This is a genomic window from Chryseobacterium sp. UNC8MFCol, assembly GCF_000482305.1.
GTDB classification, from domain to species: Bacteria; Bacteroidota; Bacteroidia; order Flavobacteriales; family Weeksellaceae; genus Chryseobacterium; species Chryseobacterium indologenes.
Genome location: NZ_AXUZ01000014.1, coordinates 210129 through 225666 on the forward strand (window position 1 = coordinate 210129; position 15538 = coordinate 225666).

The following is a 15538-nucleotide window of genomic DNA, read 5'->3' on the forward strand; positions in this document are numbered from 1 at the left end:
AAAAAAATGTTAGGGCAAAATAGCTTATCAGAAGAACTGGATACTATATCCAAAATTATTTTAAACGCAAAATCAAGTTTTGACGTAGTATTATTTTTGAATAATGATAATCATAAAAAAGCGAATTTAATAAATCATGAAAAAATCTCAAGTGATTTCTTCAGGTTTGTAGAAGTGAATTTCTTTCGAATCACAATAATTGAATTATTTAAACTATTTAGCTCAAATAAAAATGATTATTACTCCTTTTATTCTTTAAATACGAGATTTAATTCAGGACAGAAATACGATAAGCTAACTATGTCTAACGACACTCGTAAAAGTATACGTATTTTGCTTAAAAAATCAACAAAGACTATTAAGAAGCTAGTGGATTTAAGAAATAAAGTTTATGCTCATAGTGATCAGGATTTCAAAAATTATATTGGAATCATGAATATCAAAGAAATTAACAATCTTATTTCAATTTCTAAAACAATTTTTAATAATTTCTATTCTGAAGCCTCTAAAAAAGAGTTCTTTTTTGACTTTCCTCTTGGTACACCTATTGACAGTTTGGATCACTTATTTGAAAAAATTGAATTTTATAATGTAAACTATGAGAGCTTGATGCTACAGCAGTACGATCAAATGAATAAAGTTATAGATTAGTGAATTTATATCATAAATGATTAATATTTCATTTCAAAATATCTAAAAAAGATTTTATTTGTAACTTTTTAAAACTAATATTAAACATAAATGGAGTTAAAACATAAATTAACCAGTACACCTGAGCTATTTGAAATTTATAAATCTGTATATATAAAAATCAGTACTTCCTTTTATTCTATGAATCGCTATCAAGATAATGATTGCAGAACTCAATTTTATAACAGGCTGATCTCTGATGTTGAAACAACAATGCTTTTAGTTGAGTTATTAGCTACATATTATCCCCATATCCCATCAATAGAAAAAATTAAGTTTAAAAGTAATGAAGATATGGCTTATTTTTTAAATTTAAAACTTAGTACAGTTACTAGTAGTATAAGAGAGAGCTTGTTCCAACGAGTATTTTTGAGATTTGAAGGTTTTGTTAGAACGATAGCAAAATACCAGAGCTTAGAGAATCATAAACTTCTCGTTACTATTGAAAAACTTATTGAACATTTAGATATTAATACAAAGTTCTTAGAATTTTCAAAACTACTACTTTACACTAGAAATACTATTCATTTCGAAGGATTTCAGACTAATTCCAGTACTAGTATTCACTATAATGGAATAGAATACCAATTTATAAAAGACAAACCATTAGCCTTTTATAATACTGAATTTTTATCATTTTTAATTACAGAAATAGATTGCTTTACATTAGCAATCATTAATTCTCAATTAATTAATAAGATAAATTTTATAGAGCATATTTCAACAGGGATAACTCATAATTTTGTAGATTAAAAAATAAATATATATTAAAATTATGGCTAAAACTTCGGATAGAGACAATTTCAGCATCATTACAAAGACAAGCCTGGCAAAACGATCCGCATACTTGTGCTCAATGTGTAAATCTTTCACCATTGGGCCAAGTTTTGAATCTATTATTTCAACCAATAATATCGGAGTTGCTGCACATATTTCTGCAGCTTCAAGAAAAGGTCCCCGTTATGATGAGACGATGACTTCCGCAGAAAGATCAAGTATATCAAATGGAATTTGGTTGTGTCAAACTCACGCCAAGATGATTGATAATGACACAAAAACATGGACTGTAAAGAAAATAGTTCTTTGCAAAAAAAAACATGAGGAATTTGTTGCTAATAAACTTGGAATTCCTAATTTGTCCATTTGTAATGTGATTCCAAATAAGCAAATCTTTATCCGAGAGTATGCGTTTGTAAATATTGGAGAATTAATTGAACCATATAAAGAGTTTATAAAACCTATTCTTCAAGATAAAAATTTAAAAAATAATTCTAATATTGGTGTCTTAATGTGCGGCTCAGATAATGAACCTTCTTGGACGTTTTTTGTCGATCGAATGTTGTTGCGTTGGCTCGTCGAAGGAAGTGTTTCTGGTTTTAACATTGGTAAAGAATTGCCTTATGAGAAAATTTTTGGTCAAATACCAGGGTGGCCCGACAATTTTTTTGAATTTATTGAAGCAATTGTTCGAACAAAAGCAGCATTTATTTGGAAAAGAAATGAAAATGACTATTTAGTATTATCTCAAATATAAAACGGAATTTATTAATGTTATTTATGGAAATAGCTTCTTCAAACTTTTGCGTTGATTTTATTAGTCAGAAGTTGTAGTTTTCCGAAGAAGATTTTTTTTAAAGTGAATAATTTCTTTTTGTCGGCAACACATTTGCCAGTCTAATGTAATCATAAAATATCAAGTTTCAAAAACGATAATTAAGCTATTATGGATAAAGGAAAAAAAATAGGCTACAGTTCTCCACTAAGGTTTTATTGGGATGAACTCTATAAAAATCAAAAAAAACTTACTCCGCAATTTTCGAATGATAGTATTTTCTCATTATTGAGACACAATATTTTATATTCTCCTCTTTTACCTGATGAAAGTCCTGAAAAAAGAGACCTATTAATAACTGGCTTAGAACTATGGTCGCAAGATTCAAAAGGAGAATTACTTCATATTTTCTTTCTAGAAAAATATTTACAGGATTTCCTCGAGAGTACCAACCTATCGGACTTAGACGGAATAAGAAAATATCTTTATGATAATGGAGAAAAGAAACAAATTACTTACACTAAAGTAAAAGGAAGTTCAAATTGTGTTTATTATTCTTTTGGATTACATATTCCCAATGAGAAGAACGGTTATGCTTTTGCCTTAAGCTTATTTGATAATGACACGTTAGAATTATACTTTTCTCATGGAAAAAATAATGGTGTTTTATCAGACATATTTTATACGGATTTGAGTAAAAAACAAGATTTGCAATCTAATACATTATGTAGAATGTTTAGGCTTGCTATCAACACTATTGCATATATGAAGTGTTTTCCTGAGTGTATTACAGAAGGTGTTCCCAAAATTTCTTTTCCAAGAGGTGAAAATAGATCAGATAATAATGTCATATTTAAAATGTCTGATAAAATATATGATGAAATCAATTATCAAATTTCTAAAATACCCCACTTCAGAAAAGGATATTTTAGATTACTAAATTCAGATTATTATACTCACAAAAAAGGGCAGTTGATTTACATTTCCGAAACTATGGTTAAAGGAAAAGCTAAAACTATGTCAACATCAGATAAAATTAAAAATTCAAATAGTAATTAATCTAAAAACGATAACAAATGGAAAATATTGAAAGTAAAATTAAGGTGTTCACATTATATAGATACTACCTTTATGCCGTTATATGCAGGATAATTTAAGAAAAGAAAATTTAAAGGATTTTATAAAAAGCTTAAAAGATGATGTATCTTATGTAATATTGATTTTTTCTTCTACAGTAGGTATTTACATGACATACTTCTACTCTTGTCTTCTCTTCTCTTTATTTGATAATTGAAGGTTGGAAAGAATTGAAACTGTCTGATGAAACTATAGATAAACTAATAGCTTCCTCTTATACTGAAAAGTTTGACTTTTTTAGAAATGCAACATTTCACTACCAAAAAGAACCAATAAGTCCTAAACTTGTGCAATTTTTAGGGACAGAAGAAGAAGAAGAAGCTTCAGAAAAATGGATAAATGCTCTATACACTGAATTTGGGTAATACTTCAAGGCTAATAGTTTTGAAATTCCGGTAGAATTAATGAAAGAGATTGAAGGGAAAGGTCATCAAGAAATGACCTTAATCGTTCAAAAGTATTTTGTTAAAAATGCCAAATAAGATTTACAAACTGTATCATTAAGAATTAAATAAGCGAAAATTATACTAAAGCCTTATTATTTTTATCTAAATTATTTAGTCTTTTTATAATTAGATAATCTTAAAAAACGAGCAACTATTAAAAATGACCTTCCTAGAATATGCTATTGGTACGGTTTCCTAATTCTGTTGTTGCTATTTTTTTATGTTTTTGATTAAACTATGGCTTTTAATAAAAAACTCTACCACTTGAATGGTAGAGCATATAATATTTTTAGAAAAAGAACTGTTCAGACTTTGAAAACCCTGCCGAAACTGTTCAGATTTTGCTCGCCCTGTTCGTATTTCTAAGACAAATATAGATATTAATTTTTTAAGTTTGAGAAGTGAAAATAAATTTCATAATTTTATAGAAACTAATTTTGTTCATATATTTCATTCCTTCAATGATAGCTCTACTTCGTCTTCCGGTTTATGTAGTAAGCCAGATAAAACCATATTTGTTATTTAAGCAAAGAACGGGGTGTGACACCGAATGAATATAGAAGTTTTAATTAATTTATCTGCTACATATGAGTTCCAAATATACGCCGTAATAGATGAGTAAAGACTAAGTTATAATATCCCCAAATTATTTAAATCATTCCTAAGTTTGCTGTCTTTTTCCCATGACCCTACTTTTCCTTTTTGTGGAATAACATCTTCATAAACAGATTCTAAAGCCTCTCTTTTTTGTTTTGAGTCAGCACGGGCATATATTTCAGTAGTTATTACACTTGAATGTCCTAAAAAATCTCTAATAAAAATCAGATTAATTCCAGCTTGTACCAGATGCATCGCTTTAGAATGCCTCATAGTATGCGGACTTATACTTTCTGGAATTAAATTACTATCAATTAATCTGGCCTTTCGAACATATTTTTTAAAAATGTATGTTATACCTGCAGTAGTTAATTTTCCTCCAAAACGATTAGTAAATAAAGGATTCATTAATTTTTCTGATTTATTAAGATTATTTTCTTTAACATATAGCTCCAACAATTTCATTTGTTCCTTTAGTAGTGGAATTTCTCTCTCCTTATTTCCTTTACCAGTAACTTTAATAAAATATGGTTCTTCAAACCTTATACAGGAAACTGTTAAATCAGCAATCTCTTGTACACGAGCAGCACTATCATATAAAAGTGCTAACATTGTCAAGTCCCGTCTAGAAGCTATAGTATCATCAGGTATTTGCTCAAGTAATAATTTAATCCCTTCCATTGTCAAATATGTAATTGCTTTACGTAGTTCTTTTTTGGGGCTAATTGAACGAATACTTTGCCATTCTATCATTCTATCGGGTTCTTCATATTGAAGATATTTACAGAATGAACAAATAGTAGCATATCTTTGATTTCTTGTAGATATTGAATTCTTATGTTCTATCTCTAACCATTTAAGAAAATCTAAAATGACATTTTTATTAAGATGCTTTAACTCTATCTTATCTGGAGCAATTTTTTTCTCATCTTTCATAAATATAACAAGTAATCTAAATCCCTTTTTGTAACTTCTAATAGTATTTGCACTAACTCCACATTCACCAATGAGATATAAATGTATATAGTTATGTAAATGCTTGGCAAAATCTGTCATATACTTTCAATATTTAAAGATTCAACTGTTGGAAAAATTTGAGCTGCCAATTTCTCCATATTTATTAATTCAGGAAATGCCTCCGCAGTCATTCTAACATACATTTCCGTTGACCTTACATTTACATGTCCTAGAAAAGCCGAAATTATTGGTAAAGCACAATAAATATCTATATCATTTCTTACCATTTTTATAAGTGCATGAACTGCTGCTGTGTGTCTAAGATCGTGTAAACGAGGTGGATTCCCACCTGTTTTTTGTTTAATTCCTAAAAACTTTAGAATTTCATTAAACCAATCTCTAACTCGATTAACACAACATTTTTTTCCAAGTTGGGTTATAAAGAAATGATGGTTAGGTAATAAGATATTTTCAACTCTAATACAATCTCTAAATTCTTTATATTGTTTCAAAACTAGCAGTAAAGAATCATTTATTGCTGATAATCTTTCTGTATTATTTTTCTCTCCTATAATACGTATACATCTTTTTTCAAAATCAATATCTTCATTTTTTATTTCTAATGCTTCGCTAATTCTAATACCCGTACTATAAAGTAATCTAATTAAAGCAGGAACTACAAATACCATAATTCGAGGATCTTTTTTCCATATCCTTATTTGGCTAGATGTTGAAAAAATTTCTTCCATTTCTTTATGGGTAAATACATATGGTAAATACCTATTCCTTCCTCCATTTTTAGGGAGTTTAGGAATATAGCATTCTACACCCAAAGAGCACATATATTTAGCAAGCTGATTCCATGCAGAAATTTTTGTGTAAAGACTACGTTCGCTATCATTACTTCTGCTATTCTTCCATTCAACAATTGTCTCTTGTTTTATATACGAATCTCGAATGTTATACTCATTATAGAATTTGTCGAATTCTAACATTATCCATTTTAGCCCATCTCTTTTTAAAAAACCTTTTTGTTCCTTCTCTCTTAAAAAGCTTTCAATATAAGGTGCTAATTTACTTGTAAAAACAAATTCTTTACTCATGACAATAATTAATTTGTGAATAAAATTCTTTATCTACAATTGGAACATCTAAAGAACATAATAGTAAGTTCTCAATATTCAAGTTTAGGTAATCCGTTGTTGAAGTTATATTTGAATGTCCTAAGGAACCTGATATTATTAATAAAGAAGTACCTTTATTTAACATATTTGTAGCTAAGCTATGCCTTAAGGAATGACTTCCCGCTTTTTTATTTTTAAAATCAATATGAGCTATTTTAAAGTACTTTTTAATTGCCGCATAAAATGCCCCATCACTTAATGCATTATAAGGTCCCGATGCCCTTAAAAATATATAAGAACTATTTGACTTTGGCCTTCCATGCTTTATATAATCAATAATAGCTTCTCCAATATCTATTAGTAATGGTAACTCTATTATTTTCTTTGTCTTAAACTGTTCAAGCCGAATAATATTTTCATTCCAATTAATATTTGAAAAATTTAAATACCTAATATCTGAAGATCTAAGCCCTAATCTAGTTGCTAATAATATCATTGCATAATCTCTTTTACCGACAGCTGTTGTCCTGTCAATATTAGCCTCAAGTTGTGAAATTTCAATAGGAGTATAATATGATGGTAATTTTTTGAACCTTTTTTTCTTAAATTGATCTAAAATGTGTGAAGCATGATAATCTACAATTTTTTCTTCATACAATTTTTTTAATATTGCTCTAAATATTATCGCGTATTCATTAGCCATAGAATTTTGGCTTGATAAGAAGGAAAGAATTAAATCAGAAGTAACGTTTTTTAGTGAAATAATATTGTCTATTTGTAATCTTTCACAGAATGTATAAAGACATCTATAATAATTTTTCTTTGTACCAATAGCTAGTTTTTTTTCACTACAATAATTGTTAAGAAAATTCATAAAAAAAACACCAAGATCACCGGGAAAAGGTATATCATAATTTCTTCCCCGATATTTATATACCCATTCTTTCTTCAACATTCCATTTAAAAGAATGATATATCTTCTGTCATTGCGGTAATTTTGTTTAGCCTTAATACTAATGATAGAGTCCTTGTATTTTAGATACAAATCCCCAATTTCTTCACAATAATTAGTAAGTGATTTGCTTTCCATGTATTTAATTAGATTATTAAATTCAGTGGAAAATCTTTTCAACATACTACTTGAATTACCATTTTCGTTTATGTACTTTTTAAGCGAAGTGTGCAAGGTATATATACTTTCTTCCATGATAAATTATTTATCCTGAAGAGATAGCTTTAATTCATAGTCAAATTTTTAAATAAATTTACAACAATATTTTAATAGTCAATTACTTAAAAACAAAATATTTGATTTTGCAACATAGAGATTTAGAAAATATTACATAAAAGTGTAATTGTCATTGATTACAAATTTATGAATTGACTTGGCAAAATAATATTGCCCCCTCAACTTCATGCATGATAAGGGATACAATTAGAAATTATGATTTTCGGAAAGCTGATTAGAATTAGAATAAAATATAATAATCTTATTTACATAGAAAATTAACAAAAATATTGGAAACATAGAATTGCTAAATCCAGTCACCAGATAAAAGAAAATTTTAATTTAAGCTTTCGTTTTCGAGCTGGATAATTATAATAAAAAGAAGTTCTAAATATGGTGTATTTACAATACATTTATGACACTCATTACAATTACTTTAGGATTTACCTACAATTTATTATACAAAAATAATAAGTGAGACTGTTTATTTTGATTATATAAACTTTTAATTTTGATTTTATATATTTGCTTACAAATTAAATAACGTCAAGCGTAAGCTATCGTTTTGGTACATAAAGCCGCGAACTTTAAAATGATAACCAAAAATGATAGACTTACGCCCATGCTTATACGGCGTGGGCTAAGTCTTTCTGGTTATCGGGTACTTCGCGGCACCTATGTACGGATTGATATTAGTTCCACGCTTTTTTATTAAATAGGCATGATACAAATTTTAACCGTAACTACTCAACAAGAAGAAGGAGGAGCATTATTTCTAAAAATAATTTTGTTCATATATTTCATTCCTTCAATGATAGCTTTACTTCGTCTTCCAGTACTAAAGTTCAAATTTCTAATCGTTTTATTAATTAATGTATTCTTTGGATGGACAGTCTATGGTTGGTGGCTTTCTTTTATAAAAGCGGTATCTAGCAAAGGATAATCTATAATGTAAGAATATTAAATAATCCGGTATATGATGATAAAGGTAATTTTAAAGGTACACAAAACTGAAGTTGATCAAGTCTTGAGTAAGCTGGTAAAACTGGGAATTAAAAATATAAAAATTAAAAAGAAGAGGAAAAGATTAAATCTTTTTCGTTACAAAAACACGTTTGAAAATCCCGACGGTAAAATAGACGGAACTATTAAATAAAATAAGCAATAATTTCCCAATCGATTAAACATAAATACATTTCCGTTGTCATATTTCATCTAAATAATCTAAAAACATATTCTTATCATTAAAAAGAGTAGCCTTTTCACATATACTAAATAAAATCTGAACTAATTCACCTTGGAAAACTTGTAGTTCGTAATTATCAATATACAAGCGAATAGATTTATGAGTCATTTTATGCCTGATTTGATACATATTATCTAATATTAGTTCTAATTTATCGTTAGAGTTTTTAGAACTAATATTTCTAAAATTCAAGAATCGAGCTTTGCATTTTTGAACCATGCCATGAATTTCAGTATCTCTTAGAAATATGCTTTCAAGAATCATAATGAACTTAGATATTCGAAGATGTAAATCATCTTCAGATATACATTTAGAATAAAAAATAATAGAGTTTTTAACTAAAATTTCTAGATGAACTTTACTATGAAATAAACCTCCAAATTGGTCATAAATGGGCATATATCCATTAATCATTTCTGCAGTGTAACTTATTTGATGACATCTATTTACTTGTTCATGTATTGCCAGCCCAAATTTATTCCCCTCTTTAAAAGAAAGAAAATCAAATTTCGAAGGCATTTTACTTGCAAGCTCTAGAAAACACTTTTCAAATGGTATAACCACCGTAGGAGATGTAAGTTTTAATACATCTACAATGTAAGATGCTTTTTCAGAAGCTAATTTGCTAGCTAGCCTTTTCTCTGCAATAACCTCTACGCAAACAAAAACCTGACCCAAATATTTTTTATATAATTTATTGAAATCATCTTCACTGATTCCTTCGGATTTTTTTTCCTGAAATAATTGTTCAAAATATTCTTTAGTAAAATATGTTATTTTAGCATCGCCAATGGAAAACTCTTCATCAACCTCAAGATTTAAAATCGGGTAGTAAAACGAATACTTTTTAACATCATCATCTACTAATCTATTTAAGTAATTTAATAAGCCCTCCTTGGAAAACTTATTTTTATAAATATCTACTATCCAAATCAATACTTTCTCCTTCAAATATTCAATTGAAACAAGATCAGATAAACCTTTGTGTTCATTGAATTGATAAATAAATTCATAAAATTCTTTATAATTTAATTCAGAAAAGCCATAACGGATTCCTTTGCTGAAAATGAAAATTTTTCTATCTGATAAATCAGAAAAATACTGTGTAACTATTGCAATACTATTATTAATCAAATCAGAAAGGTCAGTAATCTCTCTTGTTGAAAGCGAACCTTTTAAAGACACATCTTCAAATTTCTTAAAACTTTCATCTCTGATCTCTATTATTTGGGGAACAAAAGTATAGGCTTTTAATTCAAAATCATTATCATTCATATGCTAAGCAATTTAAATTGTGTAATTTATTTGTAGGTTTCTGAATAAAAAAGAAGCAAAGTGATTAACTTTGCTTCTAATTTCTGTGCTGACCAGGTCTAGACCTGCAGTGTTGCATTACATTCTCTAAACGGCCTAAGCGCATTCTTTGATAAGCTCTAACATACACCGGTTTCCAACCAGCGCAACGTAAACATTGTGGTGTCATAATAAACGATTTAAATATTAATAATTATAACTTTAAATCACTATGACATGCTTACATTTACAAATGTATTTTATTTTAATAAATGGACAAAATAAAATACTCATTTTTCTATTTCAAGTTTTGAGTATTTTTATATAAGTCAATTAGATGATGAACAGACATATCAATTAAGGGCTCATACATAAAAGAGTTAATATGGATATTTTCAGGTGTCATCAAATTTACTCGATCTATTGTTCCTAGGTTAATACTTACAGGATATTTCTTCTTATACATATTGGATAGGACTCTTGTTTGAACATAATTTATTTTTGTAACATCTGCTTCTGGTAGCTTAGATATCATATATTGTTCAGCCTTTAATCTACAAGCAATTGCTAATGTAATTTTATTCTCTAATAAAATTTCGTTTATTTCTTTTTCCGCTACAATTGAGTCAGCAGTTGAAAAGATAAAATCCTGAATATTAAAAGCTTTATCAAAATCAATACTCTTATCACTAAGTTTGATAATTCTGTTTTTATAAATTGTAAATACTTCATCAACAATAATCCCTTTAGAATCAGATTTCTCATGGAGACAACTAGTAAGTTTTTTATAATCGTCTGTATTTGAAGAGTCTGAATACTCTATTATATTGCGCACAAATGAAATAAGACTTATAAATGTTTTTGCATCATTATAATTATTTAAAAATTCTTTAAACAGATCTTGCTTATACAGCCCTGGGATAATTTGAATTTTTCTATTTTCATCCTTAGAAGTCATAAAACATTGTTTACCCATATTCAAACGAGATGCAATTGTTCTATAAAAATCGAAATTATGCGTTAAGATAAGTGATTTGAATTTTTCTGATTGATGAAGATCAATAATATATTCTATTATGGCATACTTATTTTTATAATCAAAAGAATCTGCTATATCATCAAAGATTAGCAATGTTTCTTCATTATTATTTTTCCTTGATTCTATCTCAAATAAAAACTGTAAAATAAAATATGCTCGTTGTTCACCTTTACTAAGTATTTTTAATAAATTTTCTTTTGTTTGGGGTTTAGATTCTTCATTTTCATCTGTAAAAATAAACTCCAAATTAGCAGTCTCCCTTTTTAAAATTACGTCATGTAGATTCCCCATTTTTACTTCAAATGGTACATAAAATCTATCATTAAATTTGTTGATAATATCATTCCATAGCTCTAACTCTTTTTTAGATTCTGAGATAATAATATCTAATTCTTTCTTTTTCTCTTCATACATTTTAGATAATGCTTCTGCATCATCTTTAACCTCGGATACGAAGCTAGTCCAAACCTTTTTTTTGAAACCTTCATAATCTTTTAAATTTACCAATAAGGAATTATCTTGCTCAATAACTTGTTTAAATGCTCTTAAATCTATGTTTGCTCCAATAGCTTTGTCGACTTTGTTAAAAGATTCTTTTAACTTTTCATCAGCTAAAATTCTTGCAAGCTCAGCATTATATAATTCTTTTAATTGTGATGATTCTGTAATTTCTGTTCCATCTTCCAAAACAAATTTATGACCGGCATCAAAGTAAGAGTTATCCTCTGTAGATTTCATAATTTCATTTGCCTGATAGGTTCCGAAAGTATTATTACCGGATAATTTAAATAACTTAGAATTTGAAAGGATTTGATTATAGTTTTCTACATAGTCATCTAATAAATCCTCATTTTTATCTAAGAATTTTTTTACAATTCCTTTAGTATCAAATACTGTATTATACTTAAATGTAATCTTATCAAAGTCCTCAGTAAGCTGATCCACATTTGAGGATAATATGTCAAAGAAGTTTTTCTGAGAATCACTGCTAAAAGTTCCCATATATTCAACTTCACAGTCAGTACTCTTTGATATTGTTTTAAGCTTTTTTAAAAGTTCAGCTTTAGCATTATTCAAGTCAGAATAAATTTGATCATATTTTTCTTTAAGTTCCTTACGAGCTATAAATGATGTTATTTTATTTGTAGCATCATAAGAATTGTCTTCTGCATTAATAACCAAAATTGAATCTGGATTTATTTCTACATCATCAGATAATATTTCAAATTTTGACTTCTTACTATACACAACATCTTTTGGAAGATTTTTTTTATCATTCTTAGAAATCAAATCAAATGTTTTAGCGAATGAGGTTTTCATTGTCCCGTTCGGTGCATAAATAAGGTACGAGTTGACTTTATTAAAATTAAATTCATGCTTTAGTTGCCCTATGCCGAAGCAGTTTTCAAAATCAAGCTTTAAAATTTTCATAGTAATTTAATTAGTTTTTTAGGTTGCAATAATATGAATTATGTTATCATACAGAATATGGGTTTCCGTAAAAAAAACAACATTTTCTATTATTATTTTGATGTTTTTAAAATATTACAAATAAAAGTAAATATTTAATAGCACGCAAAATGATTGCGCACTAAGTTTCTAATTTTGAAATCGTAAGTTATTAAGAATTTAAAAAGGAAAAATAATTTTATGAAACTATAAATGTCATGTAATTGTAATGTTTTAAAATACTAAAGAAATGAGATCACAGAAAAAAAAGATAGATTTAGAAAATTATATTGTAGAAGACAGACCATCTATAAAGGAAATTGATAAATTAAAACTTTATACTAAATCCGGAGGCAGATGTGCAATATGCAACAAATATCTTATTGATTTAGGATATGGTGTCAATATTGGTGAAATGGCCCATATTGTTGGATGGACTAATAAGCAGAAATCTCCAAGAGGAATTTCTGCATTGCCAATAGATAAAAGAAATACTGAAGAAAATTTGATACTTCTTTGTGCAGAACATCATAAAATCATTGATGATAAAAAAGCTTTAGAAGAGTTTACTGTTGAAAGATTAATTGCTCATAAAAATGAGCACGAATCTAGAATACATCATCTTACAAACTTACATAAAGATTCTGATTCTGTTGTACTAAGAATGTTGGGCAACATCCGAGGGATTTCTGTTGAACTTTCTCAAGAAAATGCCAGACATGCCGTTTATAATACTGATAAGAAATTTGCTCGTTTTATTGATAGTTTTGATAAACAAAGTATCGAAATAGATCTATCTGCACTTCCAGAACCAGAAATTAACTGGGATTCTTATTGGCAAATGGGAACAGGAATTATTGATAAAGAACTAAGATTATTTGAGCAGGGAATTAATAGTGGCTCTATCAGACATTTATCTGTTTTTGCATTAACTAGAATACCTTTATTAATATACTTAGGATACAAGATTGGAGATAAAGTTCCTGTATCGGTATATCAAAAGCAGAGGGGTAATGAAGAAAGCTGGGCATGGCAAGGTAATGAAGACATACAATTTGAAATAGAAACTAAACAAATCAAAGCATCGGATGATGTTATCTTGATTTTAAGTTTAAGTGGAAGTATTGATTTAGATAAACTTCCCGCAGATCTCATTTCAAGTGCTAGCATTTATCTAATTAAACCTGTAAATACTGTTCCCAATAGGGATATATTCCTTTCAAAAAAAACTTATGAAAATTTCGTAAAAATGTATCATCAATTTTTAAGTTCATTAGAAATCGAGCAAAAATCTTGTAAAAACCTCCATCTTTTTCCAGCAATACCAATTTCCGCTGGAATTGCTTGTGGTAGAGGTCTAATGAGGAATATACATCCGGCATTAATAGTTTATGATTTTGCAGAAAAAGAATATTTACCAACAATTAAAATAAACGCTTATGAAACTAATTAATTATTTTAAAAATTTTCTTGACAATCAGGTCAATTTAAATTCAAGCAGAATAAAAACGCTTGATGAAAGAACCGAAGCAATTACTCAATTCCTTAAAAATAGCGACTTATTGGAGGAAAATTTTATCGATGTTATTCCACAAGGATCTTATGCACATAAAACAATTATTAAACCAGTAAGAACGACCGATGAATATGATGCAGATATACTACTTCAATTGGAAGAATTTACAGATTGGGAGGCACAAGATTATGTAGAAAATTTATATACATTATTTCGAGGAAGTAATGTATATAGAGACAAAGTAAGTAGAAAGACAAGGTGTGTAACCATTACATATGCGAATGATTTTCACATGGATATAGTTCCATTTATGGAAAGACATGGTCAAAAGTACATTACAAATAGGCATGAAAATATTTTTGAATTAACAGATCCTGAAAAGTTTACAGATTGGCTTGATGAAAGAAGTAGAATAACTAAACATCATTTTGTAAAAGTTGTCAGATTAATAAAATATATTCGTGATTATAAAAGAACATTTTCAGTAAAATCCATAATATTAAATACTTTACTTGGAGAACAAATTAATGATGCCGCATTACTCGAAAATGAAAATTGTTATGACGACGTTCCTACTGCTTTATATAATATCATGAAAAAGCTTAAAAATTATGTAGAATCAAATTACTATATGCCTACAATTGCTGATCCTAGTGAAACTGGAGAAAACTTTGGTGACCGTTGGGATCAAGATGGTTGGTTAGTTTTTCGTGACAAAATGATTTATTACAGTGATAAAATTACAGATGCTTATGAAGATCAAGATTTAAACTCAAGTTTAGAAAAATGGCAGTCAATTTTTGGAGAAGAATTTAAAAAAACAATATCTGAAAATTCAAAATTAAAGCAATTATCCGATGGAAGTGTCTTATCATTTAATGATACTGAAGAAAGACTTGAAGATCATAATATTCAACGAAAAATTAATCCTCGTTATAAAGTTACATTGAAAGGTCGGGTAACTCCTAAAAATGGATTTAGAACATATAATTTATCAGAAAGGGGTAATAAGGTCGACAAAGGACGTTCGGTTGCATTTTCTGTTACTTGCAATGTTCCTCAACCATACACTATTTATTGGAAAGTTTTAAATCGTGGTGATGAAGCTTTAAGGAATGACTGTATTAGAGGTCAGATTAAAATGGGTTATTCTTCACACACCGAGCCAACTAGTTTTCGTGGAAATCATTACGTAGAATGCTATATTGTAAAGGAAGGCATTTGTGTGGCAATGGATAGGCAATCTGTATTTATTGTTTAATAA

At 28.2% G+C, this 15538-nt stretch carries 13 protein-coding genes; 8 read left to right on the forward strand and 5 right to left on the reverse strand.

What is annotated here, in order from left to right; genetic code table 11:
- The first annotated feature begins 6 nt into the window (after window positions 1-6).
- The 5 genes from M030_RS0109175 to M030_RS0109200 all read left to right on the forward strand — a co-directional run bounded on the left by M030_RS0109175 (window position 7) and on the right by M030_RS0109200 (window position 3744).
- Entirely contained in the window at window positions 7-651 is a 645-nt protein-coding gene (locus tag M030_RS0109175) for a hypothetical protein (RefSeq protein ID WP_027373243.1), read from the forward strand.
- 90 nt (window positions 652-741) lie between these two features.
- A complete protein-coding gene (locus M030_RS0109180; protein WP_027373244.1) occupies window positions 742-1443 on the forward strand; it encodes a hypothetical protein in 702 nt (233 codons plus the stop codon).
- Window positions 1444-1465: 22 nt separating this feature from the next.
- A complete protein-coding gene (locus M030_RS24905; RefSeq protein WP_051584970.1) occupies window positions 1466-2224 on the forward strand; it encodes a hypothetical protein in 759 nt (252 codons plus the stop codon).
- Between the two features lie 189 nt (window positions 2225-2413).
- Window positions 2414-3301, forward strand: coding sequence for a hypothetical protein (locus tag M030_RS0109190; RefSeq protein WP_027373245.1), 888 nt, complete (start codon window positions 2414-2416; stop codon window positions 3299-3301).
- 224 nt (window positions 3302-3525) lie between these two features.
- The gene (locus tag M030_RS0109200) at window positions 3526-3744 is read left to right on the forward strand and encodes a hypothetical protein (RefSeq protein ID WP_027373246.1); all 219 of its coding nucleotides are present in this window, start codon (window positions 3526-3528) and stop codon (window positions 3742-3744) included.
- A gap of 711 nt (window positions 3745-4455) precedes the next feature.
- On the opposite strand, the gene M030_RS0109205 is transcribed toward M030_RS0109200, so the two are convergent.
- From M030_RS0109205 to M030_RS24910, 3 genes are read right to left on the reverse strand one after another with little or no spacing between them, the layout of a single operon-like run.
- Window positions 4456-5478 (reverse strand): tyrosine-type recombinase/integrase, encoded by a 1023-nt coding sequence (locus M030_RS0109205; RefSeq protein WP_027373247.1) that lies wholly within the window; start codon window positions 5476-5478, stop codon window positions 4456-4458.
- The gene (locus M030_RS0109210) at window positions 5475-6482 is read right to left on the reverse strand and encodes a tyrosine-type recombinase/integrase (protein ID WP_027373248.1); all 1008 of its coding nucleotides are present in this window, start codon (window positions 6480-6482) and stop codon (window positions 5475-5477) included. The genes M030_RS0109205 and M030_RS0109210 overlap by 4 nt, the downstream gene beginning before the upstream one ends.
- Window positions 6475-7710 (reverse strand): site-specific integrase, encoded by a 1236-nt coding sequence (locus M030_RS24910; protein ID WP_051584972.1) that lies wholly within the window; start codon window positions 7708-7710, stop codon window positions 6475-6477. Before M030_RS24910 ends, M030_RS0109210 begins: the two co-directional genes overlap by 8 nt.
- A 742-nt stretch (window positions 7711-8452) precedes the next feature.
- Here M030_RS24910 and M030_RS23925 point away from each other — a divergent pair.
- Window positions 8453-8674, forward strand: coding sequence for a superinfection immunity protein (locus M030_RS23925; protein WP_034722345.1), 222 nt, complete (start codon window positions 8453-8455; stop codon window positions 8672-8674).
- A 261-nt stretch (window positions 8675-8935) separates the two neighbouring features.
- Here the strand turns inward: M030_RS23925 and M030_RS0109230 are convergent, their stop codons facing one another.
- Together M030_RS0109230 and M030_RS0109240 are read right to left on the reverse strand one after the other, a co-directional pair.
- Complete coding sequence (locus M030_RS0109230; RefSeq protein ID WP_027373250.1) at window positions 8936-10252, reverse strand: hypothetical protein; 1317 nt, start codon at window positions 10250-10252, stop codon at window positions 8936-8938.
- Between the two features lie 316 nt (window positions 10253-10568).
- Complete coding sequence (locus M030_RS0109240) at window positions 10569-12740, reverse strand: hypothetical protein (protein WP_027373251.1); 2172 nt, start codon at window positions 12738-12740, stop codon at window positions 10569-10571.
- A 268-nt stretch (window positions 12741-13008) separates the two neighbouring features.
- On the opposite strand from M030_RS0109240, the gene M030_RS0109245 reads away from it, so the two are divergent.
- Window positions 13009-14211, forward strand: coding sequence for an HNH endonuclease (locus tag M030_RS0109245; RefSeq protein WP_027373252.1), 1203 nt, complete (start codon window positions 13009-13011; stop codon window positions 14209-14211).
- Window positions 14198-15535: an SMODS domain-containing nucleotidyltransferase gene (locus M030_RS23930; RefSeq protein ID WP_051584974.1), complete on the forward strand. Its 1338-nt coding sequence runs from the start codon at window positions 14198-14200 to the stop codon at window positions 15533-15535. The genes M030_RS0109245 and M030_RS23930 overlap by 14 nt, the downstream gene beginning before the upstream one ends.
- Window positions 15536-15538: the final 3 nt, after the last annotated feature.

Coding starts and splice junctions, on each gene's coding strand:
- M030_RS0109175 (WP_027373243.1), top strand. CDS start 7: ATGTTAGGGCAAAATAGCTTATCAGAAGAACTGGATACTATATCCAAA.
- M030_RS0109180 (WP_027373244.1), top strand. CDS start 742: ATGGAGTTAAAACATAAATTAACCAGTACACCTGAGCTATTTGAAATT.
- M030_RS24905 (WP_051584970.1), top strand. CDS start 1,466: ATGGCTAAAACTTCGGATAGAGACAATTTCAGCATCATTACAAAGACA.
- M030_RS0109190 (WP_027373245.1), top strand. CDS start 2,414: ATGGATAAAGGAAAAAAAATAGGCTACAGTTCTCCACTAAGGTTTTAT.
- M030_RS0109205 (WP_027373247.1), bottom strand. CDS start 5,478: ATGACAGATTTTGCCAAGCATTTACATAACTATATACATTTATATCTC.
- M030_RS0109210 (WP_027373248.1), bottom strand. CDS start 6,482: ATGAGTAAAGAATTTGTTTTTACAAGTAAATTAGCACCTTATATTGAA.
- M030_RS24910 (WP_051584972.1), bottom strand. CDS start 7,710: ATGGAAGAAAGTATATATACCTTGCACACTTCGCTTAAAAAGTACATA.
- M030_RS23925 (WP_034722345.1), top strand. CDS start 8,453: ATGATACAAATTTTAACCGTAACTACTCAACAAGAAGAAGGAGGAGCA.
- M030_RS0109230 (WP_027373250.1), bottom strand. CDS start 10,252: ATGAATGATAATGATTTTGAATTAAAAGCCTATACTTTTGTTCCCCAA.
- M030_RS0109240 (WP_027373251.1), bottom strand. CDS start 12,740: ATGAAAATTTTAAAGCTTGATTTTGAAAACTGCTTCGGCATAGGGCAA.
- M030_RS0109245 (WP_027373252.1), top strand. CDS start 13,009: ATGAGATCACAGAAAAAAAAGATAGATTTAGAAAATTATATTGTAGAA.
- M030_RS23930 (WP_051584974.1), top strand. CDS start 14,198: ATGAAACTAATTAATTATTTTAAAAATTTTCTTGACAATCAGGTCAAT.